Here is a 22,196-nt window from a genome sequence, read left to right as displayed (position 1 = left end):
CCCAGATATGAGTACGCAGAGAAAGGGCGTCCTGGGCGAGAAGCTCGGCATGACCCAGGTCTTCGACGATGAGGGCCGGATCGTTCCGGTGACCGTCGTCCAGGCCGGGCCGTGTGTCGTCACCCAGCTCCGCTCGCAGGAGACCGACGGTTACACCGCGGTGCAGATCGGCTACGGCCAGATCGACCCCCGCAAGGTGAACAAGCCGCGGACGGGCCACTTCGACAAGGCCGGCGTGACCCCGCGCCGCTACCTGGTCGAGCTGCGCGCCGACGACACCACCGAGTACGAACTCGGCCAGGAGATCACCGTAGAGGTGTTCGAGGCCGGCCAGAAGATCGACGTGACCGGCACCAGCAAGGGCAAGGGCACCGCCGGTGTCATGAAGCGCCACGGCTTCAAGGGCCTCGGCGCCTCGCACGGCACCCAGCGCAAGCACCGCTCGCCGGGTTCGATCGGCGGCTGCGCGACCCCCGGTCGTGTCTTCAAGGGCCTGCGCATGGCCGGACGGCACGGCAACGCCCGCACCACGGTGCAGAACCTCACCGTCCACGGCATCGACACCGAGAAGAACCTGCTCCTCATCAAGGGCGCGGTTCCCGGTCCGAACGGCGGCGTTGTCCTCGTCCGCGACGCAGTGAAGGGGACGGGCAAGTGACCTCCAAGCTCGACATCGACCTGCCCGCCGAGATCTTCGACGCGAAGACCTCCGTGCCGCTGATCCACCAGGTCGTGGTGGCGCAGCTGGCCGCGGCGCGCCAGGGCACGCACGCCACCAAGACCCGGGGCGAGGTCTCCGGCGGTGGCAAGAAGCCGTACCGGCAGAAGGGCACCGGCCGCGCCCGTCAGGGCTCGACCCGCGCCCCGCAGTTCGCCGGCGGCGGCATCGTGCACGGCCCGCAGCCGCGGGACTACACGCAGAAGACGCCGAAGAAGATGAAGGCCGCCGCGCTGCGCGGCGCCCTGTCCGACCGCGCCCGCTTCGGCCGGGTGCACGTCGTGGACGGGCTCATCGACGGCGACGCCCCGAAGACGAAGACGGCGTTGGCCGCGCTGCGCGGCATCACCGAGGCCAAGCGCGTCCTCCTGGTCCTGGACCGTGAGGACGAGCTGACCTGGAAGAGCCTGCGCAACGAGCCGAGCGTGCACGTCATCGTCTCCGACCAGCTCAACACCTACGACGTGCTGGTGAACGACGACGTGGTCTTCACGCAGAAGGCCTACGACGAGTTCGTCTCGCGCGCGGCGAAGAAGTAAGGAGGGTCCGGCATGAACAAGATCAGTGACCCCCGTGACGTCATCCTCGCGCCCGTCGTCTCGGAGAAGAGCTACGGGCTGCTGGACGAGAACAAGTACACGTTCCTCGTCCGTCTGGACGCCAACAAGACCCAGATCAAGCAGGCGGTCGAGGCGGTGTTCGGCGTCAAGGTGACGAACGTGAACACGATCAACCGGCAGGGCAAGCGCAAGCGCACCCGGTTCGGCTACGGCAAGCGCAAGGACACCCGGCGCGCCATCGTCAGCCTGGCCGAGGGCGAGCGGATCGACATCTTCGGCGGCCAGGGCTGACGCCCGGTCCCCGAAGCAGACAAGGGATGAACGAATAAGATGGGCATCCGTAAGTACAAGCCGACGACCCCGGGTCGTCGCGGCTCCAGCGTGGCCGACTTCGTCGAGATCACGCGCCGCGAGCCGGAGAAGTCGCTGCTGCGTCCGCTCCCCAAGAAGGGCGGCCGTAACAACTACGGCCGCATCACCACCCGGCACCAGGGCGGTGGCCACAAGCGCGCCTACCGCGTGATCGACTTCCGTCGGCACGACAAGGACGGCGTGCCGGCCAAGGTCGCGCACATCGAGTACGACCCGAACCGCACCGCGCGGATCGCGCTGCTGCACTACGCGGACGGCGAGAAGCGCTACATCCTCGCCCCGCAGGGCCTGAAGCAGGGCGACCGGGTCGAGAACGGTGTCGGTTCCGACATCAAGCCGGGCAACTGCCTGCCGCTGCGCAACATCCCGACCGGTACGGTCATCCACGCCATCGAGCTGAAGCCCGGTGGCGGCGCCAAGATCGCCCGTTCCGCGGGCGCCGGCGTCCAGCTGCTGGCCAAGGAGGGCAAGTACGCCACGCTGCGCATGCCCTCCGGCGAGATGCGCATGGTGGACGTCCGCTGCCGGGCGACCGTCGGCGAGGTCGGCAACGCCGAGCAGTCGAACATCAACTGGGGCAAGGCCGGCCGCATGCGCTGGAAGGGCAAGCGCCCGACCGTCCGCGGTGTGGCCATGAACCCGATCGACCACCCGCACGGTGGTGGTGAGGGCAAGACCAGTGGTGGACGTCACCCGGTGAACCCGAACGGTAAGAAGGAAGGCCGCACTCGCCAGGCGAACAAGGCGAGCGACCGGCTGATCGTCCGTCGTCGCGCCAAGAAGAAGCGGTAGGAGTCGCTCGATATGCCACGTAGCCTTAAGAAGGGCCCCTTCGTGGACGACCACCTCGCGAAGAAGGTGGACGCCCAGAACGAGAAGGGCACCAAGAACGTCATCAAGACGTGGTCCCGGCGCTCCATGATCGTGCCGGACATGATCGGTCACACGATCGCCGTGCACGACGGCCGCAAGCACGTGCCGGTGTTCATCACCGACGCGATGGTGGGACACAAGCTCGGCGAGTTCGCGCCGACGCGCACGTTCCGCAGCCACGTCAAGGAAGACCGCCGCAGCCGCCGCGGCTGAGCAGGCAGAGGCGTCCGCCCCGGAGGGCGGGCGAGGATCTGAACGTAGGAGAGAGGGAACAGCGATGGAAGCCAGGGCCCAGGCGCGGTTCATCCGCGTCACGCCCAGGAAGGCCCGCCGCGTGGTGGACCTCATCCGCGGCCTGCCTGCCGCGGAGGCTCAGGCGGTGCTGCGGTTCGCCCCCCAGACGGCGAGCGAGCCTGTGGGCAAGGTGCTGGCGAGTGCCATCGCCAACGCCGAGCACAACTTCAAGCTCGACACCGGCTCGCTCGTGGTGAGCCGGGCGTGGGTGGACGAGGGGCCGACGCTCAAGCGTTTCCGCCCCCGCGCCCAGGGTCGTGCTTACCGCATCAACAAGCGCACCAGCCACATCACCGTGGTCGTGGAGTCGCAGGACGAGGCCAAGGCCTCTTCCGGCGGTAAGAAGACGAGGAGGGCCCGGTAGTGGGTCAGAAGATCAACCCGCACGGGTTCCGGCTCGGGATCACCACCGACCACAAGTCCGTGTGGTTCGCGGAGAAGCTGTACAAGGACTACGTCAAGGAAGACGTCCAGATCCGGCGCATGCTGCAGAAGGGCATGGACCGGGCGGGCATCTCCAAGGTCGAGATCGAGCGCACCCGTGACCGCGTCGAGGTGAACATCCACACCGCGCGTCCGGGCATCGTGATCGGCCGGCGCGGCGCCGAGGCCGAGCGCCTCCGGGGCGACCTGGAGAAGCTCACCGGCAAGCAGGTGCGGCTGAACATCCTCGAGGTCAAGAACCCCGAGATCGACGCCCAGCTCGTCGCGCAGGGCGTGGCCGAGCAGCTGTCCAGCCGTGTCGCGTTCCGCCGTGCCATGCGCAAGGCGATCCAGTCCGCGATGAAGTCCGGCGCCAAGGGCATCAAGGTGCAGTGCGGCGGCCGTCTCGGCGGCGCCGAGATGTCGCGCTCGGAGTTCTACCGCGAGGGCCAGGTCCCGCTGCACACGCTGCGCGCCGACATCGACTACGGCTTCTACGAGGCCCGGACGACGTTCGGACGCATCGGCGTCAAGGTGTGGATCTACAAGGGCGAGGCGGCGGCGACGCGCGCCGAGCGCGAGGCCAAGGCGGCGCAGCAGCGCGCGGCCGGCGGCGGTGGCGGTCGCGGTGACCGCGACCGGCGCGGCGGTGGCGGCGGCGGCGAGCGCCGTGGCGGCGGCGGTGGCGGCGGCCGTGGTGGCCGTGGCGGCCGCGGCGGCGAGCGCGGTGGCGCCCCCAGGCAGCAGCAGAGTTCCGAGCAGCAGGCCCCGGCTTCGGCCCCGGCCGCCGACGCTGCTCCGAGTGGTGAGGGGAGCTGACATCCGATGCTGATCCCTCGTAAGGTCAAGCACCGCAAGCAGCACCACCCGAAGCGGTCGGGCAAGGCCAAGGGCGGGACGAAGGTCACCTTCGGCGAGTACGGCATCCAGGCCGTCGAGCCGGCGTACGTGACCAACCGGCAGATCGAGGCCGCCCGTATCGCCATGACCCGCCACATCAAGCGTGGTGGCAAGGTCTGGATCAACATCTTCCCGGACCGCCCGCTGACCAAGAAGCCGGCCGAGACCCGCATGGGTTCCGGCAAGGGCTCGGTCGAGTGGTGGGTGGCCAACGTGAAGCCGGGCCGCGTGATGTTCGAGATCTCCTACCCGAACGAGCAGGTCGCTCGGGAGGCGCTCACCCGCGCGATCCACAAGCTCCCCATGAAGTGCAAGATCGTGAAGCGAGAGGTTGGTGAGTCCTGATGGCCAAGGGTCTTACCGCCGACGACCTGCGGACCGAGCCCCAGGACGTGCTGGTCACCAAGCTGAAGGAGGCGAAGGAGGAGCTGTTCAACCTGCGCTTCCAGGCCGCCACCGGTCAGCTTGAGAGCCACGGGCGGCTGCGCACGGTCAAGCGCGAGATCGCTCGCATCTACACCGTGATGAACGAGCGCGAGCTCGGCATCGTCACGGTCGCCGACGACGATTCCGCGAAGGACGAGAGCTGATGAGCGAGCAGACCGAGCAGACCGAGCAGCGGTCGAGCCGTAAGGTCCTTGAGGGCCTGGTGGTCAGCGACAAGATGGACAAGACCGTGGTCGTGTCCGTCGAGGACCGCGTCAAGCACGCCAAGTACCACAAGGTGATCCGCCGCACGACCAAGTACAAGGCGCACGACGAGGCCAACGAGTGTGGCGTCGGCGACCGCGTCCGTCTCATGGAGACCCGGCCCCTGTCGGCCAGCAAGCGCTGGCGCGTGGTCGAGATCCTCGAGAAGGCCAAGTAATTAATGGTTCCACCAGGCTGAGTCCGCGGACTCAGAACCGGTGTGACGAACAGGAGATGTTGTGATCCAGCAGGAGTCGCGACTCAAGGTCGCCGACAACACGGGTGCGAAGGAGATCCTTTGCATCCGGGTTCTCGGCGGCTCGGGTCGGCGCTACGCGGGAGTCGGCGACGTCATCGTCGCGACGGTGAAGGACGCCCTTCCCGGCGCCGGCGTGAAGAAGGGTGACGTCGTCAAGGCGGTCGTCGTGCGCACCCGCAAGGAGCGCCGGCGTCCGGACGGCTCCTACATCCGCTTCGACGAGAACGCGGCCGTCCTGATCAAGGACGGCGGCGACCCCCGGGGCACCCGCATCTTCGGCCCGGTGGGCCGCGAACTGCGCGAGAAGAAGTTCATGCGGATCATCTCGCTCGCGCCGGAGGTGCTGTGATGAAGATCAAGAAGGGTGACGAGGTCATCGTCATCGCGGGCAAGGACAAGGGCGCCACGGGCAAGGTCCTGCGCGTCGACCTGCGCCGCGAGCGTGTCGTCGTCGAGGGCGTGAACCTCATCACCAAGAACATCAAGGCCGACGCGCAGCGTGCCGGCAAGGAGAGCGGCCGGGTCACCGTCGAGGCGGCCCTGCACGTCAGCAACGTGGCGCTGGTCGAGGACGGCAAGCCCGTCCGCGTCGGGTACCGCGTGAACGAGGACGGCTCCAAGGTCCGGGTCTCGCGCCGTAGCGGCAAGGAGATCTGAGATGACCGAGACCGCCACCGAGCGTGAGATCCCGCAGCCGCGGCTCAAGCTTCGCTACCGCGAGGACATCGTGAAGGCGATGCAGGAGCAGTTCGGCTACGCCAACGTGATGCAGATCCCCGGGCTGACCAAGATCGTGGTCAACATGGGTGTCGGCGACGCGGCCAAGGACGCCAAGCTGATCGAGGGCGCGGTCCGCGACCTGACCAACATCACCGGTCAGAAGCCGGCCGTGAACCGGGCCCGCAAGTCCATCGCCCAGTTCAAGCTGCGCGAGGGCATGCCGATCGGCGCCCACGTCACGCTGCGCGGCGACCGGATGTGGGAGTTCCTGGACCGCCTGCTGGCGACCGCCCTCCCGCGCATCCGCGACTTCCGCGGCCTGTCGCCGAAGCAGTTCGACGGCAACGGCAACTACACCTTCGGTCTGACCGAGCAGGTCATGTTCCACGAGGTCGACCCGGACAAGGTCGACCGGCAGCGTGGCATGGACATCACGATCGTGACCACGGCCAAGACCGATGACGAGGGCCGGGCGCTCCTGAAGCTCCTGGGCTTCCCCTTCAAGGAGAACTGAGCATGGCGAAGAAGTCGCTGATCGCCAAGGCGGCCCGGAAGCCCAAGTTCGGCGTGCGCGCGTACACTCGTTGCTCGCGCTGCGGGCGTCCGCGCTCCGTCTACCGGAAGTTCGGCCTGTGCCGTATCTGCTTCCGCGAGATGGCGCACCGGGGCGAGCTGCCCGGCATCACGAAGTCCAGCTGGTGAGGACCGCGCCCCTGGCGGGGCGCGGCCTTCCCGGCCTGTGTAATAACCACCGGGCACCTGTCGAAGGTGCCCATGACCGCGCCAAAGGTCCAGCGTCTCGTGGTACGAGCGCATGGAAACCGTGGCGAGGGAGGGCCTGTAGGCCATGACGATGACCGACCCGATCGCAGACATGCTGACGCGTCTGCGTAACGCGAATTCGGCGTACCACGACACCGTGGCGATGCCGTACTCGAAGATCAAGGCGCACATCGCCGAGATCCTCCAGCAGGAGGGCTACATCTCGGGTTGGAGCGTGGAGGACGCCGAGGTCGGCAAGAAGCTCGTTGTCGAGCTCAAGTTCGGTCCGACCCGTGAGCGCTCCATCGCCGGCATCAAGCGCGTCTCGAAGCCGGGTCTGCGGGTGTACGCGAAGAAGGACAACCTGCCGAAGGTCCTGGGCGGACTGGGCGTCGCGATCATTTCGACGTCCTCCGGACTGATGACCGACCGGCAGGCCGGCAAGCGCGGCGTGGGCGGCGAAGTCCTCGCCTACGTCTGGTAGAGGGGAGGGCTCACAACATGTCTCGCATTGGACGTCTCCCCGTTGCCGTGCCCGGTGGCGTCGAGGTCAAGATCGACGGCCGTGAGGTCACCGTCAAGGGGCCGAAGGGCACGCTGTCGCACACCATCGCCGAGCCCATCGAGGTTCGGCAGGAGGACGGCACCCTCACCCTGACCCGCCCGAACGACGTGAACACGGTGCGTGCGCTGCACGGCCTGTCGCGGGCGCTGGTCGCCAACATGGTCGAGGGCGTGACCAACGGCTACAGCAAGACGCTGGAGATCCGCGGCGTGGGCTACACCGCCCAGGCCAAGGGCCCGACGCAGGTCGAGCTGAAGCTGGGTTACAGCCACCCGATCATCTTCAACGCCCCCGAGGGCATCACCCTGCGGGTCGAGAACGTGCGTCGTGACCAGATCAACGCGTTGATCCACATCGACGGCATCGACAAGCAGAAGGTCGGCGAGGCCGCCGCCAACATCCGCAAGCTGCGCAAGCCCGACGTGTACAAGGGCAAGGGCGTTCGCTACCAGGGTGAGCAGGTCCGCCGCAAGGTCGGAAAGGCTGGTAAGTAGTCATGGCAGGCACCAAGACCCTGGCCGGTAAGGCCACGTCGGCGCGGGCCAAGTCCCGCAAGCGCCGGCACCTGCGGGTCCGCAAGAAGGTCGTCGGCAGCGCCGCGCGGCCGCGCCTGGTCGTGACCCGCAGCACCCGGCACCTGTTCGTCCAGGTCATCGACGACAGCAAGGGCCACACGCTGGCCTACGCGTCGACCATGGAGGCCGACCTGCGCGCCGACGACGGCGACAAGACGGCCAAGTCCCGCAAGGTCGGCGCGCTCGTCGCCGCGCGGGCCAAGGAGGCCGGCGTTTCCGCGGTGGTCTTCGACCGTGGCGGCAACAAGTACCACGGCCGCATCGCCGCCCTGGCGGACGGTGCGCGCGAAGGCGGGCTGGAGTTCTGATGGCCCCGACCAACGAGAAGAGGAACCACTGATGGCAGCGCAGAGGCGTGGTGGCGGTCAGGGTGGCGACCGTCGCGACGGCCGCCGCGACGACCGTCGTGGTGGCGCCGACAAGGGCCAGTCGTACATCGAGAAGGTCGTCGCGATCAACCGCGTCGCCAAGGTCGTGAAGGGCGGTCGTCGCTTCAGCTTCACCGCCCTGGTGATCGTGGGCGACGGCAACGGCACGGTCGGCGTCGGCTACGGCAAGGCCAAGGAGGTGCCCGCGGCGATCGCCAAGGGCGTCGAGGAGGCCAAGAAGCACTTCTTCAAGGTGCCGCGCATCCAGGGCACCATCCCGCACACCGTCCAGGGTGAGGCCGCCGCCGGCGTCGTCCTGCTGCGCCCGGCCAGCCCGGGTACCGGTGTCATCGCGGGTGGCCCGGTGCGCGCCGTGCTGGAGTGCGCCGGCATCCACGACGTGCTGAGCAAGTCGCTCGGCACCGACAATGCGATCAACATCGTGCACGCGACCGTCGCGGGCCTGAAGGGCCTGAAGCGTCCCGAGGAGATCGCGGCCAAGCGCGGCCTGCCGATCGAGGACGTCGCGCCGGCCGCCATGCTGCGGGCGCGCGCCGCCGGCAGCGAGCCGCGGGCGGAGGTCGCCTCGTCATGAGCCAGCTGAAGATCACGCAGATCAAGTCTGTGATCAGCGAGAAGCAGAACCAGCGTGACACGCTGCGCACCCTGGGCCTCAAGAAGATCGGTCAGAGCACCGTTCGCGAGGACACCCCGCAGGTGCTCGGCATGATCCGGACGGTGGCCCACCTGGTCACCGTCGAGGAGGTCGACTGACATGGCGGACGCTACCGAGGGCACTCCCCTCAAGGTGCACGACCTGCGTCCGGCCCCCGGCGCCAAGAAGGCCAAGACCCGTAAGGGCCGCGGCGAGGCGTCCAAGGGCAAGACCGCCGGTCGCGGTACCAAGGGCACCAAGGCCCGCAGCACGGTTCCGGTCGGTTTCGAGGGTGGCCAGATGCCCCTCATCCGCCGGGTGCCGAAGCTGAAGGGCTTCAAGAACCCCAACCGGGTCGAGTTCCAGGTCGTGAACCTGGACAAGCTCGGCGCCCTCTACCCCGAGGGCGGCGAGGTCACGGCCGAGGACCTGGCGGCCAAGGGCGCGGTGCGCCGTGGCAAGCCGGTGAAGGTCCTCGGCACGGGCGAGATCTCCGTCGCGGTCCAGGTGAAGGTGCACGCCTTCTCCGGTGCCGCCAAGGAGAAGATCGCGGCCGCCGGCGGGACCGCCGACGAGCTGTAAGCGGGAAGACCGATGCCGGGGCCGTGTCCGCCTTGCGCTGAGGGCCGAAAGGTCCGCGCGCTCGGCGGGGCGGCCCCGGTCTCATCTGCTGTTAGAGTCACACCGGCGATAGTGGCCCTGCCTGGGCACTTCGCCGTACCTGGAACCGAAACCGGCCCCTCGGCTGTCATGTTGTCGTCAGTCGCGCAGGAGGAATGGTGCTGACCGCTTTCGCTCGGGCTTTTCGTACGCCTGACCTGCGTAAAAAGCTACTGTTCACGCTCTTCATGATCGTGGTGTTCCGCATCGGCAGCGTGCTGCCGCTGCCGAACGTGAACGTCAAGGTGCTCGCGGACACCGCGCAGGCCGCCAAGAACTCCAACAAGCTGTACGGTCTGGTCGACCTGTTCAGCGGCGGCGCGCTGCTCAAGCTCTCGGTGTTCGCGCTCGGCATCATGCCCTACATCACGGCGAGCATCATCCTGCAGCTGCTGACGGTGGTGATCCCGCGGCTGGAGGCCCTGAAGAAGGAGGGCCAGGCGGGCACCACCAAGATCACGCAGTACACCCGGTACCTGACGGTGGGCCTGGCGATCCTGCAGGGCACCGGCATCGTGGCGATGGCCAGCACCGGGCAGCTGTTCCAGGGGGTGTCCGGTGGCAACGACATCCTGTACGACACCGGCATCTTCCCGATCGTCACCATGGTGGTCTGCATGGTGGCGGGCACCGCGACGATCATGTGGCTGGGCGAGCTGGTGACCGACCGCGGCGTCGGCAACGGCATGTCCATCCTGATCTTCACCCAGGTGGTCGCGGTCTTCCCGGCGCAGTTCTGGAGCATCTACAAGTCCAAGGGCGCGTTCGTCTTCGCCCTGGTGATCATCGTGGGCCTGGCCATCATGGCGGGCGTGGTCTTCGTCGAGCAGGCGCAGCGCCGCATCCCGGTGCAGTACGCCAAGCGGATGGTCGGCCGCCGGATGTACGGCGGGACCTCGACCTACATCCCGCTGAAGGTCAACCAGGCCGGCATCATCCCGGTGATCTTCGCCTCGTCGCTGCTGTACCTGCCGGTGCTGGCGACGCAGCTGTGGCCGAACACCAAGTGGCTGCAGAAGGTGCAGCCCTACCTGCAGCAGGACAACCCCTGGCACATGGGTGTGTTCTTCGTCTTCATCATCTTCTTCACGTACTTCTATGTGGCGATCACCTTCAACCCCACTGAAGTGGCCGACAACATGAAGAAGTATGGTGGGTTCATCCCAGGCATCCGTCCGGGCCGGCCGACCGCCGAGTACCTCGACTACGTGCTGACCCGGATCACCACTCCCGGTGCGCTCTACCTGGGGCTCGTCGCGCTGATCCCGATGGTGGCGTTCGCACTCCTGAAGGCGACCAACGACTTCCCCTTCGGCGGCACGAGCATCCTCATCATCGTCGGCGTCGGACTGGATACCGTGAAGCAGATCGAATCCCAACTGCAGCAGCGCAACTACGAGGGTTTCCTCCGGTAGATGCGCATCGTTCTGGTGGGCCCCCCGGGAGCGGGCAAGGGGACGCAGGCCCAGTTCATCGCATCGCATCTGTCGATCCCGAAGATCTCGACAGGCGACATCTTCCGCGCCAACGTCAGCGGCGGCACCGAGCTCGGCCGGCAGGCGAAGGCGTACATGGACCGGGGCGACCTGGTCCCCGACGAGGTCACCATCGCGATGGTGCGCGACCGGCTCGGCGAGGACGACGCGCAGGACGGCTTCCTGCTCGACGGCTTCCCGCGCAACGTGCCCCAGGCCGAGACGCTGAAGAAGATGCTCGCCGAGTGGGATCTTCGCCTGGACATCGTGCTGGAGCTCGTCGTCGACGAGGACGAGGTCGTCCGCCGGCTGTCGGGCCGCCGCACCTGTGACAAGTGCGGCCGGATCTGGCACGTCGACTTCGACGACAAGCAGGACGACATCTGCGACGACTGCGGCGGTCACCTGTTCCAGCGCGACGACGACAAGGAAGAGGTCGTCCGGCACCGGCTCGAGGTGTACGCGGAACAAACGTCTCCGCTGGTTCAGTTCTACGCCGATGAGGGCATTCTCGTCGGTATCGACGCGACGGGGCCCGTCGAGGAGGTCACCAACCGCGCGCTCGCAGCCTTGCGCCCGCTGGAGAAGTGACCCCCTCGGTCCTGATTCCTTCGAGGGGGAGCACATGTTCAAGCGCCGCAGGCCTGCCGTCCAGGTGAAGACGGCCGAGCAGGTCGAGCTGATGCGTGCGGCCGGCCTGCTGGTGGGCCGCACGCTGGAGCTGCTGCGCGCGTCGGTCAAGCCGGGGATCAGCACCCTGGACCTGGACCGGATCGCCGAGCAGCACATCCGCGACAACGGCGGCATCCCGTCGTTCCTCGGCTACCACGGCTTCACCGGCACGATCTGCGCCTCGGTCAACGAGGAGATCGTGCACGGCATCCCGCGGGCCGACAAGGTGCTGCGGGACGGCGACGTCATCTCCATCGACTGCGGCGCGATCGTCGAAGGGTGGCACGGGGACGCCGCGGTCACCGTGCCGGTCGGCGAGATCACCCCGGAGCTGACCCGGCTCCTGGAGGTCACCGAGACGTCCCTGTGGCACGGTCTGGCGGCCGGCGTGGCCGGGGCCAGGCTGACCGACATGTCGCACGCGATCGAGTCCTACATCCGCTCTCAGGGCCGCTACGGCATCGTCGAGGGCTACGGCGGGCACGGCATCGGCACCGAGATGCACATGGACCCGCTGATCCCCAACCACGGTGAGCCCGGGCACGGACCCGTCCTGGAGCCGGGGATGTGCTTCGCGGTCGAGCCGATGGTGAACCTCGGCACCGCCGACACCCTGGAGCTGGAGGACGGCTGGACCGTCGTCACCACCGACGGCCGCCGCTCGGCCCACTTCGAGCACACCTTCGCGGTCACCGAGGACGGCCCCCGCGTCCTCACCGCCCTTGACGAGGGCCGGGAGTGGTTCGCCAAGCTGGGATTGCACACTTCCTCCTGACCGAAGGACATCGGCATGGCTCCCAACCCCGAGATCCGGGCCTCCGACGCCGATCGTGATCGCGTCGCCACGAGCCTGCGCGAGCACTGCGCCCTGGGGCGCATCACCACCGAGGAGCTCCAGGAGCGCATCGAGGCCGTGTACTCGGCCAAGACGCTCGGCGAGCTGGAGGCGGTCACCCACGACCTGCCCGAGGAGGACCTGCACACGCTGCCGGTCCCGGCGTCGCAGCGGACCCCGGGGAGCGCGTCCGTCGCGGCGCGGCGCGGCGGCGGCGTGGCCCCCCGGCACGACATGCGGACGGCCTGGGCGGGCTGGGCGTCGGTCAGCGCCGTCTGCACGACGATCTGGCTGATCACCGTCGTCACCGGCGGCGGGCTCCAGGGGTTCTGGCCGATCTGGGTGGCCGGCCCCTGGGGCGTCCTCATCCTGGTCGGCTTCCTGTTCGGCCGGCGCCGCGACTGACTACTCCACGTCCATCAGCGGGCGGTAGTTGCCGGTCGGGACGAAGTGCGTGGTGGCCTGGCCGTCGCCGGTGACCAGGTGCACCGCGAATCCGGCCGGCTCGCCGGTGACCGCGGCGCGGCCGGGCTTGCTGAGGTCCAGGAACAGCTGCCGGTAGGTGCTCGGGCAGGTGGTGGCGACGCGCCCGGCGAGCGACCCGGCCGAGCCGCGGTGCACGTGCCCGCTGATGATGCGGACGACCTGCGGGTGCCGGGCGACCACCTCGGCGAACCCGGCGGGGTCCAGGAAGCGCATGTCGTCGATGAACCGGATGCCGATCGGGTACGGCGGGTGGTGGGTGGCGACGACGGTGGGGGCGTCCGGCGCCGCCGCCAGGGCCTCGTCGAGCCAGGCCAGCCGCCCGGCGTCCATCGCCCCGTGCGGCTGCCCGGGGACGGTGCTGTCGCAGCACACCAGCCGGACGCCGGCGACGTCCACCGCGTACTGGACCGGGCCGTCGCCGCTGCCCGCGAGCGCCGGATGGTCGGCGAACGCCTCGCGCAGCGCGGCCGGGTCGTCGTGGTTGCCGGGCATCGGGTAGACGGGCATCGGCAGCGGCGACAGCAGCGCGTGCAGCCGGGCGTACTCGGCGGGCAGGCCGCCGTCGGCGAGGTCGCCGGTGAGCACCACCGCGTCCGGGCGCTCGGGCAGCGACAGCAGGCTCGACACCGCCGTGCGCAGCGCGCGCACCGGGCCGGAGGCGTCGTCCACCCGGCCGTCGCGGCCCGCGGCGAGATGGATGTCACTGAGCTGCGCGATGATCGCCATTGATCCCTACCCCCTTGGTCGAGCACATCATGGACCGCCCGGCGGGGCACGCCGGTCCCCGGTGCCGTGAAGCGCAGGAACGATCTTTGCGCCCGGTTGACCGCACTGTCGACCCGCCCGGGGACAACCTGGTGGTGGTCCCGGTCGGTCCCGGGGCCGGCCCGGGAGGGATCGATGGTCTACAGGCTGGCCGCCGTGGCGGTGCCCGCCGTCCTGGCGGTGGCGGTCGCCGCGCCGCCCGCCGGCGCGGCGCACGGCGACGGCGCGCGGACCGGCGCCGCGGCCTGCGGCGCCCCGTCCGTACCGTGGCGGAACCGGGCCTGGCCCGGCCTGCGCGCGGCGGTGCACTGCGCGAACGGCCGGGGGCCCGGCGGCGACATCAGCGTACGTCGGCCGGTGCCGGGAACGCCCGCGCCGCGCCTGGTAGTGCCCGAGATCACCGTCTCGGCCGGCGCGTCACCGGTGGCCACCGTGCCGACGTCGGTGGTGGTCACCGGCCCGGCGAAGGACGGCCGCCCGGGCGCCGCCGCCCGGCTGCTGGCGGCCGCGGGCCTGCTGCTGGCCGCCGGCGCGGGCGCGGTGCTGCTGGCCGAGCGCCGCCGGCGCGGGGGGAAGGCCGATGAGTGACCCGTGCCCGCAGCGGCGCCACCGCCGCGGCCGCTGCACACCGGCCGCCGGCCAGATCGTGCCCGGCTGCGGGTTCGCCGTCCCGGCGTCGGTGCCGCGCCCCGTCGCCGGGCCGCCGCCCGCGCCACTGCCCGCGCCACTGCCCGCGCCACCGTGGCCCGCGCCGCCGCCGGCCGGACGCGGGCCGGTGCCGCTCGGCGGCGGGCTCGGCCGGGCGCTGCCGGCCTCGGTCAGCATCCCGCGGATCGGGGTGAGCGCGCCGCTCGCCCCGCTCGGCCGGGAGGCCGGCGGCGCCATCGCCGCGCCGCCGCCGGACGAGCCGGGCCTGGCCGGCTGGTTCGCCGGGGGCCCGACGCCCGGCCGGCCCGGCGCCGCGGTGATCGTCGGGCGCCGCGACACCGGCGCGGGCCCGGCGGTGTTCGCCCGGCTGCGCGAGCTGCGGGCCGGCGACCTGGTCGGGATCGTGCGCGCCGACGACACCGTCGCGGTGTTCCGCGTGTCGGGCTCCGAGCAGGCGCCCAAGCACGCCTTCCCGGCGGCCCGGGTGCACGCGGCGGGGGAGCGCCCCGAGCTGCGCCTGATCACCTGCGCCGGCCGCTACGACGCCGCCAGCGGCGCCTACGCCGACGACCTCATCGTCTACGCGGGCCTCGCGGCCGCCTACCGCCTCACCGACCCCGCGCCCACGCGCTAGGCGACGTGCAGGACGGCCGACAGGGCCGAGGTGACGTCCTCGGGGGTGGGGGCGATGTCGGGGACGACGTCGCGCAGCGCCAGCCACCCGTTGATCGCCTGGGCGGTCGGCCGGGCCTCGCGCAGCTGCGGGTCCTCCACGCCGTACCAGGCGGCCACCTTCGACCAGCGCCACAGGCGGTGGCCGCCGGTGGACAGCTCCGAGGCCGGGAAGCCGCCCGGGCCGCGGGCGCCGGTGATCGACATGCGCACCGAGTCGACCGAGCGGCCCACCCGCTCGGCGATGTCGCGGATGGTCAGCAGCGGGTCGACCTCCACCCGCTGCACGTGCAGGCCGGGCGCGCTGGTCTCCAGGTGCGCCACCACCTCCATGATGGCCGCGGCGAGGGTGCCGCCCTGCCAGGTGCAGGAGGCGTTGCCGGTGCGCTCGGCGTGCTGCGGCTCGCTGATGATCGAGACCGTCACCATGCCGCCGGTGCGGTCGAACAGCGGGTCGAGCTCCTCCTCGTAGAGGGGACGGCTGAGCAGCAGCGCGAAGTCATAGCTCGGCATGCCGGTCCTCCTCTGACGTTTCTCTCTTGGAAAGGTACAACGCGCGGGCGAGGTATGCTGTTATCGGGAGACGTCTCCGCAGCCGTACCGTGTGCCGATTTCACGTTCGGCCTTGCGGTGGCGTAGACTCCTTTGTCGGTCCGTTTTCGGCCGCCTTCATCCCGCCCGATCGCCGTCGGCGTCGTGGCGTGGGTGCGGCCGGGTTCCCTCGGTGGCCCCTCCGGGTCCCTCGGGCGTTTCGGGCCGAGTCCAATGAGCCGATCAGCGAAGCGCGGAGGACATGCCCAAAAAGGAAGGCGCCATCGAGATCGAGGGCACCGTCATCGAGTCCCTGCCGAACGCCATGTTCCGGGTGGAACTCGACAACGGGCACAAGGTGCTCGCCCACATCAGCGGCAAGATGCGGATGCACTACATCCGGATCCTGCCGGACGACCGCGTCGTCGTGGAGTTGAGCCCCTACGACCTCACGCGCGGTCGGATCGTCTACCGCTACAAGTAACACCCACTGGGGTTGCCTCTCCTGCGCGTGGCGGCGCGGGGGTGACCCTGTACATCTAGGAGACCCAGTGAAGGTCAAGCCGAGCGTCAAGAAGATCTGCCAGAAGTGCCGCGTCATCCGCCGGCACGGCCGGGTCATGGTCATCTGCTCCGACCCGCGCCACAAGCAGCGCCAGGGCTGATCGCAGGCCCCGGCACCACATAACACGCGCATCGCAAGTCCTTCACACGGTGGCCGTACGGACCCGCTGGGCCCGTACGGCACGGTCGTGTGAAGGGGACCCTCGGACAGACGGAGGCCGAGGCCGCCACCCGGGCAGGGTGTGTGCGGACGCGACGTGCTCATACCTCCGCGATATGAAGGGAACTGCCCACGATGGCACGCCTCCTCGGCGTCGACCTCCCGCGCGACAAGCGCCTCGAGGTCGCTCTCACCTACGTCTTCGGCATCGGCCGGACCCGCGCGCTGGAGACCCTCGCGGGCACCGGTGTGGACGGCAACCTGCGGGTGCACCAGATCGGCGACGACGAACTGGTCAAGCTCCGCGACTGGATCGAGGCGAACTACAAGATCGAGGGTGACCTCCGCCGCGAGATCCAGGCGGACATTCGCCGCAAGATCGAGATCGGTTGCTACCAGGGCATCCGGCACCGCCGCGGCCTGCCCGTGCACGGGCAGCGCACGCAGACCAACGCGCGCACCCGCAAGGGCAAGAAGAAGACCGTGGCCGGCAAGAAGAAGGCCGGCAAGAAGTAGTCCGTCCGGACCTCTTCGGTCCGTCCGGATCGATGACCTCAAGAGTAGAGAGAGCAGATGCCTCCTAAGAGCCGCGTCGGCGCCAAGAAGGTGCGCCGCAAGGAAAAGAAGAACGTCGCTCACGGGCACGCCCACATCAAGAGCACGTTCAACAACACGATCGTCTCGATCACCGACCCCAACGGCAACGTGATCTCCTGGGCCTCGTCGGGCCACGTGGGGTTCAAGGGCTCGCGCAAGTCCACCCCGTTCGCCGCGCAGCAGGCCGCCGAGGCCGCCGCCCGGCGTGCGATGGAGCACGGCATGCGCAAGGTCGACGTCTTCGTGAAGGGCCCGGGCTCGGGCCGCGAGACCGCCATCCGGTCGCTGCAGGCGACCGGCCTGGAAGTGGGCTCGATCCAGGACGTCACCCCCGTCCCGCACAACGGCTGCCGGCCGCCCAAGCGCCGCCGCGTCTGAGGCCGGAGGAAAAGGAATCATGGCTCGTTACACCGGTGCCGACTGCAAGCTCTGCCGTCGCGAGAAGATGAAGCTGTTCCTCAAGGGCAGCAAGTGCGAGGGCCCCAAGTGCCCGATCGAGATCCGTCCCTACCCCCCGGGTGAGCACGGTCGCGGTCGTCCCAAGGAGACCGAGTACCTGCTGCAGCTGCGCGAGAAGCAGAAGGCCAAGCGCATCTACGGCGTCCTTGAGAAGCAGTTCAGCAACTACTACGTCGAGGCGAACCGCCAGGGCGGCAAGACGGGTGAGAACCTGCTCACGCTGCTGGAGCGCCGCCTGGACAACGCGGTCTACCGCGCGGGCTTCGCCAAGTCCCGCGACATGGCCCGCCAGCTGATCCGCCACGGCCACATCCGGGTCAACGGCAAGAAGGTCGACATCCCCTCGTACCTGGTCCGCGTGGACGACATCGTCGACGTCAAGGCCAAGTCGCTGGAGATGACGCCCTTCCAGGTCGCCAAGGCCGAGTCCGGCGAGCGCCAGGTTCCGGCCTGGCTCGGCGTCGACTCCGAGAAGATGCGGATCTTCGTGCACTCCATGCCGGTCCGCCAGCAGATCGACGCTCCCGTCCAGGAGCAGCTGATCGTCGAGCTCTACTCCAAGTAAGGGCTCACCAACGTCGCCGGAGATCCGCGGAATCTTTCCGCGGGTCTTCGGCGATACTGGGATGACACGCGGCGTCAAATAGCGGTCGCCGCTGGAAGAAGGAACACCCATGCTCATCGCTCAGCGTCCCACTCTCACCGAAGAGCAGGTCGACGAGTTCCGCTCGCGGTTCACCATCGAGCCGCTGGAGCCGGGCTTCGGCTACACGATCGGCAACTCGCTGCGTCGTACCCTGCTCTCGTCCATCCCCGGCGCGGCTGTCACCAGCATCCGCATCGAGGGCGTGCTGCACGAGTTCTCGACCGTTCCCGGGGTCAAGGAGGATGTCACCGACATCATCTTGAACCTCAAGGAGCTGGTCGTCTCCTCCGAGCACGACGAGCCGGTCGTGATGTACCTGCGCAAGCAGGGCCCGGGCGAGGTGACCGCCGCCGACATCGCGCCGCCGGCGGGCGTCGAGGTGCACAACCCCGACCTGCACATCGCCACGCTGAACAACAAGGCCAAGCTGGAGATGGAGCTGACGGTCGAGCGCGGCCGCGGCTACGTCTCGGCCGCCCAGAACAAGCAGCCGGGCCAGGAGATCGGTCGCATCCCGATCGACTCCATCTACTCGCCCGTGCTGAAGGTCACCTACAAGGTCGAGGCCACCCGAGTCGAGCAGCGCACCGACTTCGACCGCCTCATCCTGGACGTGGAGACCAAGCACGCGATGCTGCCGCGCGACGCGGTGGCCTCCGCCGGCAAGACCCTGGTCGAGCTGTTCGGCCTGGCCCGGGAGCTCAACGTCGAGGCCGAGGGCATCGACATGGGCCCGTCGCCGACCGACGCCGCGCTCGCCGCGGACCTGGCCCTGCCGATCGAGGAGCTGAACCTCACGGTCCGCTCCTACAACTGCCTGAAGCGCGAGGGCATCCACTCGGTGGGCGAGCTCGTGGCCCGCAGCGAGCAGGACCTTCTGGATATAAGGAATTTCGGCGCCAAGTCGATCGAAGAGGTCAAGCAGAAGCTCAACGACATGGGCCTCTCGCTGAAGGACTCCCCGCCCGGGTTCGACCCGAGCGCGGCGGCCGACAACTACGGCGACGACGACCAGTCCTACGCGGAGACCGAGCAGTACTGATCCGCGTACCCGCCCTGGACCGGGCCTTCCGGTCCAGGGTTTCGGCTGACGCCGGTACCTGACACGGCCGGCGCAGGAAGGAAGCACCATGCCTCAGCCCACCAAGGGCGCCCGCCTCGGCGGCAGCGCCGCGCACCAGCGCCTGATCCTGGCCAACCTGGCCACGGCGCTGTTCGAGCACGGCCGCATCACCACCACCGAGGCCAAGGCCCGGCGGGTCCGCCCGCTGGCGGAGAAGCTGATCACCAAGGCCAAGAAGGGCGACCTGCACAACCGTCGCCAGGTGGCCCAGGTGATCCGGGACAAGAGCGTCATCCACGAGCTCTTCACCGAGATCGCGCCGCGCTTTGAGAACCGTCCCGGCGGCTACACCCGCATCACCAAGATCGGGCCGCGCAAGGGCGACAACGCCCCGATGGCCGTGATCGAGCTGGTGCAGGAGCAGCTGGCCGCGGCCACCGCCCCGGCCAAGGCCGAGCAGCCGGCCGAGAAGCCGGCCCCGGCGGAGGACAAGGCCGCGGACGACACCGCGGCCGAGACCGAGACCGGCGAGGCCGCGGAGGCCAAGGCCGAGTAATCCGGCCGCTCCGCCGCGTCACGCGTGCAGGCCCGCCGTTCCGCAGGGGACGGCGGGCCTCATCTTTGCCAGACTTAGGGCATGGTCGGGTCAGGGGGGCGGCGGTCCGCCGGGGAGCGCGTCAAGGTGGTGTCCGGATGGGCAAGGCGGCACCACAGGAAGCACCGAACCGACCGCGAACGGACAAGGACGACCCCGCTGACATGACGGCTTTGGTAAGGCTCCGGCTCGACATCGGCTACGACGGGTCGGATTTCGCAGGCTGGGCGCGCCAGCCGAAGCAGCGCACGGTGCAGGGCGTCATCGAGGACGCCCTCGGCCGGCTGCTGCGGCTGGACCCGGCCCCGATGCTCACCGTCGCCGGGCGCACCGACGCCGGTGTGCACGCGCGCGGCCAGGTCGCGCACGTGGTGCTGCCCGTCGCGGCCTACTCGGCGCTGAACGGCACCATGCCGCGGCGCCTGGCGGGCCTGCTGCCGCCGGACGTGCGGGTGTGGCGGGTGTCGGTGGCGCCCGAGGGCTTCGACGCCCGCTTCTCGGCGCTGGCGCGCCGCTACGCCTACCGGGTGTGCGACGACCCGGTCGGGGTGGACCCGCTGCGCCGCCACGACGTGCTGTGGCACCCGCGGCCGCTGGACATCGGCCGGATGAACGAGGCCGCCGCGCTGCTGGTCGGCGAGCACGACTTCGCCGCCTACTGCCGCAAGCGCGAGGGCGCCACCACGATCCGCGAGCTGCAGCGCTTCGGGTGGGAGCGCGAGTCGCCGCGGCTGGCGATCGCGACCGTCAAGGCCGACGCGTTCTGCCACTCGATGGTGCGGGCGCTGGTCGGCGCGATGCTGGTCGTCGGCGACGGGCGGCGCGACGTGGACTGGCCCGCGCAGGTGCTGGCCGCGCGCACCCGGGACTCGGCGGTGAACGTGGCCCCGGCGCACGGCCTGACGCTGGAGGAGATCTACTACCCCGACGCGGGCGGGCTCGCGCTGCGCGCGCAGCAGACCCGGCGGGTGCGGACGCTGGGCGCGGCCGCCGACGCCGCCCCGGACGCCGCGGGCGCGGCGGCCGGGGAGCGCTGAGCGCGGCGCGGCGTCAGCCGCGGGCGCGGGCGTCGATCGGGCGGATGCCGTAGTCCAGGAACTGCTGGGTGACGTTCTTCAGCGCCGCCTCGCCGCCGGGCTTGCCGTCGGCGAACTGCGCGTAGGCGTAGATGACGTAGCGGCCGCGGACCGTCCCGGCGGCGTACCCGCCCGCCTGGTCGATCTGCTGGGAACGCTTGCCCTCCATGCCGCGGAACCACTCGTAGCGCTTGGGGTCGCCGGCGCGGCTGACCTTCAGCGCGGCGTCCTGGCGCGGCAGCACCGCGATGCCGGTGGTGACGGCCAGCGACTTGCCCTGGTCGATGTAGGTGACCCGGACGATGCTGCGGCAGCCCTGCTCGGTGAGCGCCTTGGCCATCGCGCCGCGCGCGGCGAGCGCGCACTTGTGGTTGACCGAGGAGCGGTCGCGCAGGTAGGTGCGGCCGCCGAGCTGGAGGGTCGAGGACGGGAACGCCTCGGTGAGGGCGAGCGGGCGGGTGTCGGACTTCTCGTCGGTGATGTCGACGGGCCCGGGCGCCTTGGTCGCGGGCCCGGCCGGGGTCTGGGACGCCGCCGGGGACGGGTCGGGCCTGGCCGCGGCCGGCTTGTCGCTGGAGCCGCCGACCAGGAAGAACCCGGCGGTGGCCAGGATCAGGACGGCCAGCAGGCCGCCGCCGACGAGCAGCGGGACGCGGTTGCCGCGGTGCTCGCCGTTCGGCCGGGGCGCGGCGGGGGCGTCGTCGAAGGGCGGCGGCTGGGCCGGCCGGTAGGATGGCGCGGGGATGCCGGTGCCCTGCGGCGGGGTGCCGCCCTTGGGCGGCGTGCCGCTCTGCGGCGGGGGAGCCGCGGCCGGTTCGGCGTCGATCGGCAGGCCGCCCTCCGCGTGGTACAGCGGAGTGATCACGATCGGGGCGGTGTCCTTGGTGGACGCGGGCTCCGGCGCGGCCGGGTCCTCCTCGGGAGCCGGGGCCGGCACGGCGCCCGCCGGCGGCGGGGTGGTGCCCGCGGGCAGGATCGCGTCCGGCAGGAGGACGGGCTGGGGCCGGGTGGCGTCCGGCCCGGTGGGGGCGGACGCAGCGGTGGCGTCCGGCCCGGGGGTGGACGCGGCGGTGACGACCGGGATGCCGTCCGGGTCGGTGTCGGCGGGGGAGCGCGGCGCGGCGGCGGGCCCGGCCGGCGTGCCGGGAGCGGCGGCGGGCGGCTCGCCGGTGGGAGGCACGGCGGTGGGAGGCACGGCGCGGCGGCCGTCGACGTGCCCGACGCCCGGCCCGGCGACCAGCCGGTCGGTGATCCCGGCGGACCGCTGAGCGGCCGGCGCGGGCGCGGCGGGTTCGGCGGGTTCGGGTGCCTCGGCCTCGGCCTCGGCCGGAGCGGGAGCGGCGGCTGGTTCCGGTTCGCCGCCCGCCTCGGTCTCGGACGCGGAGGCCCACCAGGGCTTCTGCAGGCCGAACGGAGGCAGCTTCAGGGCCGGCTCGTCCTTGGGTGCGGCCGGCTTGCCGAAGCTGGGCGGCGCCGCGGGCCCGGGGGCGGCGGCGTCGTCCACCGCGGGCTCCCGGGCCTCGTCAGATCCAGACATAAGCAGTCAGAGTATTCATAC

At 70.2% G+C, this 22,196-nt stretch carries 37 protein-coding genes; 34 read left to right on the top strand and 3 right to left on the bottom strand.

Features of this window, described 5'->3' with window-relative positions; all coding sequences use genetic code 11:
• Positions 1-7 precede the first annotated feature (7 nt).
• From rplC to ACRB68_RS28415, 24 genes are all read left to right on the top strand, one after another.
• Entirely contained in the window at positions 8-658 is a 651-nt protein-coding gene (gene rplC / locus ACRB68_RS28530) for a 50S ribosomal protein L3 (protein WP_153537492.1), read from the top strand.
• A complete protein-coding gene (gene rplD, locus ACRB68_RS28525; protein WP_328594893.1) occupies positions 655-1,257 on the top strand; it encodes a 50S ribosomal protein L4 in 603 nt (200 codons plus the stop codon). The genes rplC and rplD overlap by 4 nt, the downstream gene beginning before the upstream one ends.
• A gap of 12 nt (positions 1,258-1,269) precedes the next feature.
• Entirely contained in the window at positions 1,270-1,569 is a 300-nt protein-coding gene (rplW, locus tag ACRB68_RS28520; RefSeq protein ID WP_153537490.1) for a 50S ribosomal protein L23, read from the top strand.
• 39 nt (positions 1,570-1,608) lie between these two features.
• Complete coding sequence (gene rplB / locus ACRB68_RS28515; RefSeq protein WP_153537488.1) at positions 1,609-2,442, top strand: 50S ribosomal protein L2; 834 nt, start codon at positions 1,609-1,611, stop codon at positions 2,440-2,442.
• Positions 2,443-2,454: 12 nt separating this feature from the next.
• Positions 2,455-2,736, top strand: a complete 282-nt coding sequence (rpsS, locus tag ACRB68_RS28510; RefSeq protein ID WP_153537486.1) for a 30S ribosomal protein S19 — start codon at positions 2,455-2,457, stop codon at positions 2,734-2,736.
• A gap of 64 nt (positions 2,737-2,800) precedes the next feature.
• Positions 2,801-3,181, top strand: a complete 381-nt coding sequence (gene rplV, locus ACRB68_RS28505) for a 50S ribosomal protein L22 (protein ID WP_153537484.1) — start codon at positions 2,801-2,803, stop codon at positions 3,179-3,181.
• Entirely contained in the window at positions 3,181-4,059 is an 879-nt protein-coding gene (gene rpsC / locus ACRB68_RS28500) for a 30S ribosomal protein S3 (RefSeq protein WP_328594892.1), read from the top strand. Before rplV ends, rpsC begins: the two co-directional genes overlap by 1 nt.
• A 6-nt stretch (positions 4,060-4,065) precedes the next feature.
• Entirely contained in the window at positions 4,066-4,485 is a 420-nt protein-coding gene (gene rplP / locus ACRB68_RS28495) for a 50S ribosomal protein L16 (protein ID WP_153537482.1), read from the top strand.
• The gene (gene rpmC, locus ACRB68_RS28490) at positions 4,485-4,730 is read left to right on the top strand and encodes a 50S ribosomal protein L29 (protein ID WP_153537481.1); all 246 of its coding nucleotides are present in this window, start codon (positions 4,485-4,487) and stop codon (positions 4,728-4,730) included. The genes rplP and rpmC overlap by 1 nt, the downstream gene beginning before the upstream one ends.
• On the top strand, positions 4,730-5,008 hold the full coding sequence (rpsQ, locus tag ACRB68_RS28485; RefSeq protein ID WP_153537479.1) for a 30S ribosomal protein S17: 279 nt from the start codon (positions 4,730-4,732) through the stop codon (positions 5,006-5,008). The genes rpmC and rpsQ overlap by 1 nt, the downstream gene beginning before the upstream one ends.
• Positions 5,009-5,069: 61 nt before the next feature.
• Entirely contained in the window at positions 5,070-5,438 is a 369-nt protein-coding gene (gene rplN / locus ACRB68_RS28480) for a 50S ribosomal protein L14 (RefSeq protein WP_026414311.1), read from the top strand.
• The gene (gene rplX / locus ACRB68_RS28475; RefSeq protein WP_153537477.1) at positions 5,438-5,746 is read left to right on the top strand and encodes a 50S ribosomal protein L24; all 309 of its coding nucleotides are present in this window, start codon (positions 5,438-5,440) and stop codon (positions 5,744-5,746) included. Before rplN ends, rplX begins: the two co-directional genes overlap by 1 nt.
• 1 nt (position 5,747) lies before the next feature.
• Positions 5,748-6,323 (top strand): 50S ribosomal protein L5, encoded by a 576-nt coding sequence (rplE, locus tag ACRB68_RS28470; protein ID WP_153537475.1) that lies wholly within the window; start codon positions 5,748-5,750, stop codon positions 6,321-6,323.
• A 2-nt stretch (positions 6,324-6,325) separates the two neighbouring features.
• A complete protein-coding gene (locus ACRB68_RS28465; protein WP_019632606.1) occupies positions 6,326-6,511 on the top strand; it encodes a type Z 30S ribosomal protein S14 in 186 nt (61 codons plus the stop codon).
• 145 nt (positions 6,512-6,656) lie between these two features.
• The gene (rpsH, locus tag ACRB68_RS28460; protein ID WP_153537472.1) at positions 6,657-7,055 is read left to right on the top strand and encodes a 30S ribosomal protein S8; all 399 of its coding nucleotides are present in this window, start codon (positions 6,657-6,659) and stop codon (positions 7,053-7,055) included.
• 17 nt (positions 7,056-7,072) lie between these two features.
• On the top strand, positions 7,073-7,630 hold the full coding sequence (rplF, locus tag ACRB68_RS28455) for a 50S ribosomal protein L6 (RefSeq protein WP_153537470.1): 558 nt from the start codon (positions 7,073-7,075) through the stop codon (positions 7,628-7,630).
• 2 nt (positions 7,631-7,632) lie between these two features.
• Positions 7,633-8,019 carry a 50S ribosomal protein L18 gene (gene rplR / locus ACRB68_RS28450; RefSeq protein WP_153537468.1) on the top strand — a complete coding sequence of 129 codons (387 nt, stop codon included), beginning with the start codon at positions 7,633-7,635 and terminating at the stop codon, positions 8,017-8,019.
• Between the two features lie 31 nt (positions 8,020-8,050).
• A complete protein-coding gene (gene rpsE, locus ACRB68_RS28445; protein WP_456356039.1) occupies positions 8,051-8,674 on the top strand; it encodes a 30S ribosomal protein S5 in 624 nt (207 codons plus the stop codon).
• Entirely contained in the window at positions 8,671-8,853 is a 183-nt protein-coding gene (gene rpmD, locus ACRB68_RS28440) for a 50S ribosomal protein L30 (protein WP_153537466.1), read from the top strand. Before rpsE ends, rpmD begins: the two co-directional genes overlap by 4 nt.
• A 1-nt stretch (position 8,854) precedes the next feature.
• The gene (rplO, locus tag ACRB68_RS28435; protein WP_153537465.1) at positions 8,855-9,316 is read left to right on the top strand and encodes a 50S ribosomal protein L15; all 462 of its coding nucleotides are present in this window, start codon (positions 8,855-8,857) and stop codon (positions 9,314-9,316) included.
• Positions 9,317-9,513: 197 nt separating this feature from the next.
• On the top strand, positions 9,514-10,809 hold the full coding sequence (gene secY, locus ACRB68_RS28430; protein WP_328594912.1) for a preprotein translocase subunit SecY: 1,296 nt from the start codon (positions 9,514-9,516) through the stop codon (positions 10,807-10,809).
• Complete coding sequence (locus tag ACRB68_RS28425; protein ID WP_153537461.1) at positions 10,810-11,460, top strand: adenylate kinase; 651 nt, start codon at positions 10,810-10,812, stop codon at positions 11,458-11,460.
• 34 nt (positions 11,461-11,494) lie between these two features.
• Positions 11,495-12,316 (top strand): type I methionyl aminopeptidase, encoded by an 822-nt coding sequence (gene map, locus ACRB68_RS28420; RefSeq protein WP_153537459.1) that lies wholly within the window; start codon positions 11,495-11,497, stop codon positions 12,314-12,316.
• 15 nt (positions 12,317-12,331) lie between these two features.
• Positions 12,332-12,781 (top strand): DUF1707 SHOCT-like domain-containing protein, encoded by a 450-nt coding sequence (locus ACRB68_RS28415; protein WP_153537457.1) that lies wholly within the window; start codon positions 12,332-12,334, stop codon positions 12,779-12,781.
• On the opposite strand, the gene ACRB68_RS28410 is transcribed toward ACRB68_RS28415, so the two are convergent.
• Positions 12,782-13,588 (bottom strand): phosphodiesterase, encoded by an 807-nt coding sequence (locus ACRB68_RS28410; protein WP_153537455.1) that lies wholly within the window; start codon positions 13,586-13,588, stop codon positions 12,782-12,784.
• A gap of 174 nt (positions 13,589-13,762) precedes the next feature.
• On the opposite strand from ACRB68_RS28410, the gene ACRB68_RS28405 reads away from it, so the two are divergent.
• Both ACRB68_RS28405 and ACRB68_RS28400 read left to right on the top strand, forming a co-directional pair.
• A complete protein-coding gene (locus tag ACRB68_RS28405) occupies positions 13,763-14,215 on the top strand; it encodes a hypothetical protein (protein ID WP_153537453.1) in 453 nt (150 codons plus the stop codon).
• A complete protein-coding gene (locus ACRB68_RS28400; RefSeq protein WP_153537451.1) occupies positions 14,208-14,909 on the top strand; it encodes a class F sortase in 702 nt (233 codons plus the stop codon). Before ACRB68_RS28405 ends, ACRB68_RS28400 begins: the two co-directional genes overlap by 8 nt.
• On the opposite strand, the gene ACRB68_RS28395 is transcribed toward ACRB68_RS28400, so the two are convergent.
• On the bottom strand, positions 14,906-15,460 hold the full coding sequence (locus ACRB68_RS28395; RefSeq protein ID WP_153537449.1) for an RNA-binding protein: 555 nt from the start codon (positions 15,458-15,460) through the stop codon (positions 14,906-14,908). The genes ACRB68_RS28400 and ACRB68_RS28395 overlap by 4 nt on opposite strands.
• 280 nt (positions 15,461-15,740) lie before the next feature.
• Between ACRB68_RS28395 and infA the strand changes: the two genes are divergently transcribed.
• The 8 genes from infA (at position 15,741) to truA (ending at position 20,599) form a co-directional block, all read left to right on the top strand.
• Positions 15,741-15,962 carry a translation initiation factor IF-1 gene (gene infA, locus ACRB68_RS28390; RefSeq protein ID WP_018657567.1) on the top strand — a complete coding sequence of 74 codons (222 nt, stop codon included), beginning with the start codon at positions 15,741-15,743 and terminating at the stop codon, positions 15,960-15,962.
• Between the two features lie 67 nt (positions 15,963-16,029).
• Positions 16,030-16,143, top strand: a complete 114-nt coding sequence (rpmJ, locus tag ACRB68_RS28385; protein WP_018657566.1) for a 50S ribosomal protein L36 — start codon at positions 16,030-16,032, stop codon at positions 16,141-16,143.
• Between the two features lie 194 nt (positions 16,144-16,337).
• The gene (rpsM, locus tag ACRB68_RS28380; RefSeq protein ID WP_153537447.1) at positions 16,338-16,718 is read left to right on the top strand and encodes a 30S ribosomal protein S13; all 381 of its coding nucleotides are present in this window, start codon (positions 16,338-16,340) and stop codon (positions 16,716-16,718) included.
• A gap of 57 nt (positions 16,719-16,775) precedes the next feature.
• Positions 16,776-17,177 carry a 30S ribosomal protein S11 gene (rpsK, locus tag ACRB68_RS28375; protein WP_021596710.1) on the top strand — a complete coding sequence of 134 codons (402 nt, stop codon included), beginning with the start codon at positions 16,776-16,778 and terminating at the stop codon, positions 17,175-17,177.
• 19 nt (positions 17,178-17,196) lie between these two features.
• Positions 17,197-17,823, top strand: coding sequence for a 30S ribosomal protein S4 (gene rpsD / locus ACRB68_RS28370; RefSeq protein ID WP_153537445.1), 627 nt, complete (start codon positions 17,197-17,199; stop codon positions 17,821-17,823).
• Positions 17,824-17,932: 109 nt separating this feature from the next.
• Positions 17,933-18,946, top strand: a complete 1,014-nt coding sequence (locus tag ACRB68_RS28365; RefSeq protein ID WP_153537443.1) for a DNA-directed RNA polymerase subunit alpha — start codon at positions 17,933-17,935, stop codon at positions 18,944-18,946.
• 88 nt (positions 18,947-19,034) lie between these two features.
• The gene (rplQ, locus tag ACRB68_RS28360) at positions 19,035-19,523 is read left to right on the top strand and encodes a 50S ribosomal protein L17 (protein WP_153537441.1); all 489 of its coding nucleotides are present in this window, start codon (positions 19,035-19,037) and stop codon (positions 19,521-19,523) included.
• A gap of 203 nt (positions 19,524-19,726) precedes the next feature.
• Positions 19,727-20,599 carry a tRNA pseudouridine(38-40) synthase TruA gene (gene truA / locus ACRB68_RS28355; RefSeq protein ID WP_194293472.1) on the top strand — a complete coding sequence of 291 codons (873 nt, stop codon included), beginning with the start codon at positions 19,727-19,729 and terminating at the stop codon, positions 20,597-20,599.
• A 13-nt stretch (positions 20,600-20,612) separates the two neighbouring features.
• On the opposite strand, the gene ACRB68_RS28350 is transcribed toward truA, so the two are convergent.
• Positions 20,613-22,175, bottom strand: a complete 1,563-nt coding sequence (locus tag ACRB68_RS28350; protein WP_153537439.1) for a hypothetical protein — start codon at positions 22,173-22,175, stop codon at positions 20,613-20,615.
• Positions 22,176-22,196: the final 21 nt, after the last annotated feature.

It is taken from the genome of Actinomadura macrotermitis (genome assembly GCF_009604375.1).
Lineage (GTDB): Bacteria > Actinomycetota > Actinomycetes > Streptosporangiales > Streptosporangiaceae > Spirillospora > Spirillospora macrotermitis.
Note: the sequence above shows the minus strand (reverse complement) of the source record. Positions and strands in the feature narration are given on the sequence as shown.

Excerpts from the sequence above, each read along its gene's own strand:
- ACRB68_RS28410 (WP_153537455.1), bottom strand. The coding sequence starts at position 13,588 with ATGGCGATCATCGCGCAGCTCAGTGACATCCATCTCGCCGCGGGCCGC.
- ACRB68_RS28425 (WP_153537461.1), top strand. The coding sequence starts at position 10,810 with ATGCGCATCGTTCTGGTGGGCCCCCCGGGAGCGGGCAAGGGGACGCAG.
- rplR (WP_153537468.1), top strand. The coding sequence starts at position 7,633 with ATGGCAGGCACCAAGACCCTGGCCGGTAAGGCCACGTCGGCGCGGGCC.
- rpsQ (WP_153537479.1), top strand. The coding sequence starts at position 4,730 with ATGAGCGAGCAGACCGAGCAGACCGAGCAGCGGTCGAGCCGTAAGGTC.
- rplX (WP_153537477.1), top strand. The coding sequence starts at position 5,438 with ATGAAGATCAAGAAGGGTGACGAGGTCATCGTCATCGCGGGCAAGGAC.
- ACRB68_RS28365 (WP_153537443.1), top strand. The coding sequence starts at position 17,933 with ATGCTCATCGCTCAGCGTCCCACTCTCACCGAAGAGCAGGTCGACGAG.
- rpsM (WP_153537447.1), top strand. The coding sequence starts at position 16,338 with ATGGCACGCCTCCTCGGCGTCGACCTCCCGCGCGACAAGCGCCTCGAG.
- ACRB68_RS28465 (WP_019632606.1), top strand. The coding sequence starts at position 6,326 with ATGGCGAAGAAGTCGCTGATCGCCAAGGCGGCCCGGAAGCCCAAGTTC.
- rplC (WP_153537492.1), top strand. The coding sequence starts at position 8 with ATGAGTACGCAGAGAAAGGGCGTCCTGGGCGAGAAGCTCGGCATGACC.
- map (WP_153537459.1), top strand. The coding sequence starts at position 11,495 with ATGTTCAAGCGCCGCAGGCCTGCCGTCCAGGTGAAGACGGCCGAGCAG.
- rpsD (WP_153537445.1), top strand. The coding sequence starts at position 17,197 with ATGGCTCGTTACACCGGTGCCGACTGCAAGCTCTGCCGTCGCGAGAAG.
- rplQ (WP_153537441.1), top strand. The coding sequence starts at position 19,035 with ATGCCTCAGCCCACCAAGGGCGCCCGCCTCGGCGGCAGCGCCGCGCAC.
- infA (WP_018657567.1), top strand. The coding sequence starts at position 15,741 with ATGCCCAAAAAGGAAGGCGCCATCGAGATCGAGGGCACCGTCATCGAG.
- rpsH (WP_153537472.1), top strand. The coding sequence starts at position 6,657 with ATGACGATGACCGACCCGATCGCAGACATGCTGACGCGTCTGCGTAAC.
- ACRB68_RS28405 (WP_153537453.1), top strand. The coding sequence starts at position 13,763 with ATGGTCTACAGGCTGGCCGCCGTGGCGGTGCCCGCCGTCCTGGCGGTG.
- ACRB68_RS28350 (WP_153537439.1), bottom strand. The coding sequence starts at position 22,175 with ATGTCTGGATCTGACGAGGCCCGGGAGCCCGCGGTGGACGACGCCGCC.
- ACRB68_RS28415 (WP_153537457.1), top strand. The coding sequence starts at position 12,332 with ATGGCTCCCAACCCCGAGATCCGGGCCTCCGACGCCGATCGTGATCGC.
- rplP (WP_153537482.1), top strand. The coding sequence starts at position 4,066 with ATGCTGATCCCTCGTAAGGTCAAGCACCGCAAGCAGCACCACCCGAAG.
- rplF (WP_153537470.1), top strand. The coding sequence starts at position 7,073 with ATGTCTCGCATTGGACGTCTCCCCGTTGCCGTGCCCGGTGGCGTCGAG.
- rpsK (WP_021596710.1), top strand. The coding sequence starts at position 16,776 with ATGCCTCCTAAGAGCCGCGTCGGCGCCAAGAAGGTGCGCCGCAAGGAA.
- truA (WP_194293472.1), top strand. The coding sequence starts at position 19,727 with ATGACGGCTTTGGTAAGGCTCCGGCTCGACATCGGCTACGACGGGTCG.
- rplW (WP_153537490.1), top strand. The coding sequence starts at position 1,270 with ATGAACAAGATCAGTGACCCCCGTGACGTCATCCTCGCGCCCGTCGTC.
- rpsS (WP_153537486.1), top strand. The coding sequence starts at position 2,455 with ATGCCACGTAGCCTTAAGAAGGGCCCCTTCGTGGACGACCACCTCGCG.
- rpmD (WP_153537466.1), top strand. The coding sequence starts at position 8,671 with ATGAGCCAGCTGAAGATCACGCAGATCAAGTCTGTGATCAGCGAGAAG.
- rplE (WP_153537475.1), top strand. The coding sequence starts at position 5,748 with ATGACCGAGACCGCCACCGAGCGTGAGATCCCGCAGCCGCGGCTCAAG.
- rplB (WP_153537488.1), top strand. The coding sequence starts at position 1,609 with ATGGGCATCCGTAAGTACAAGCCGACGACCCCGGGTCGTCGCGGCTCC.
- rplV (WP_153537484.1), top strand. The coding sequence starts at position 2,801 with ATGGAAGCCAGGGCCCAGGCGCGGTTCATCCGCGTCACGCCCAGGAAG.
- ACRB68_RS28400 (WP_153537451.1), top strand. The coding sequence starts at position 14,208 with ATGAGTGACCCGTGCCCGCAGCGGCGCCACCGCCGCGGCCGCTGCACA.
- ACRB68_RS28395 (WP_153537449.1), bottom strand. The coding sequence starts at position 15,460 with ATGCCGAGCTATGACTTCGCGCTGCTGCTCAGCCGTCCCCTCTACGAG.
- rplO (WP_153537465.1), top strand. The coding sequence starts at position 8,855 with ATGGCGGACGCTACCGAGGGCACTCCCCTCAAGGTGCACGACCTGCGT.
- rpmC (WP_153537481.1), top strand. The coding sequence starts at position 4,485 with ATGGCCAAGGGTCTTACCGCCGACGACCTGCGGACCGAGCCCCAGGAC.
- rpsE (WP_456356039.1), top strand. The coding sequence starts at position 8,051 with ATGGCAGCGCAGAGGCGTGGTGGCGGTCAGGGTGGCGACCGTCGCGAC.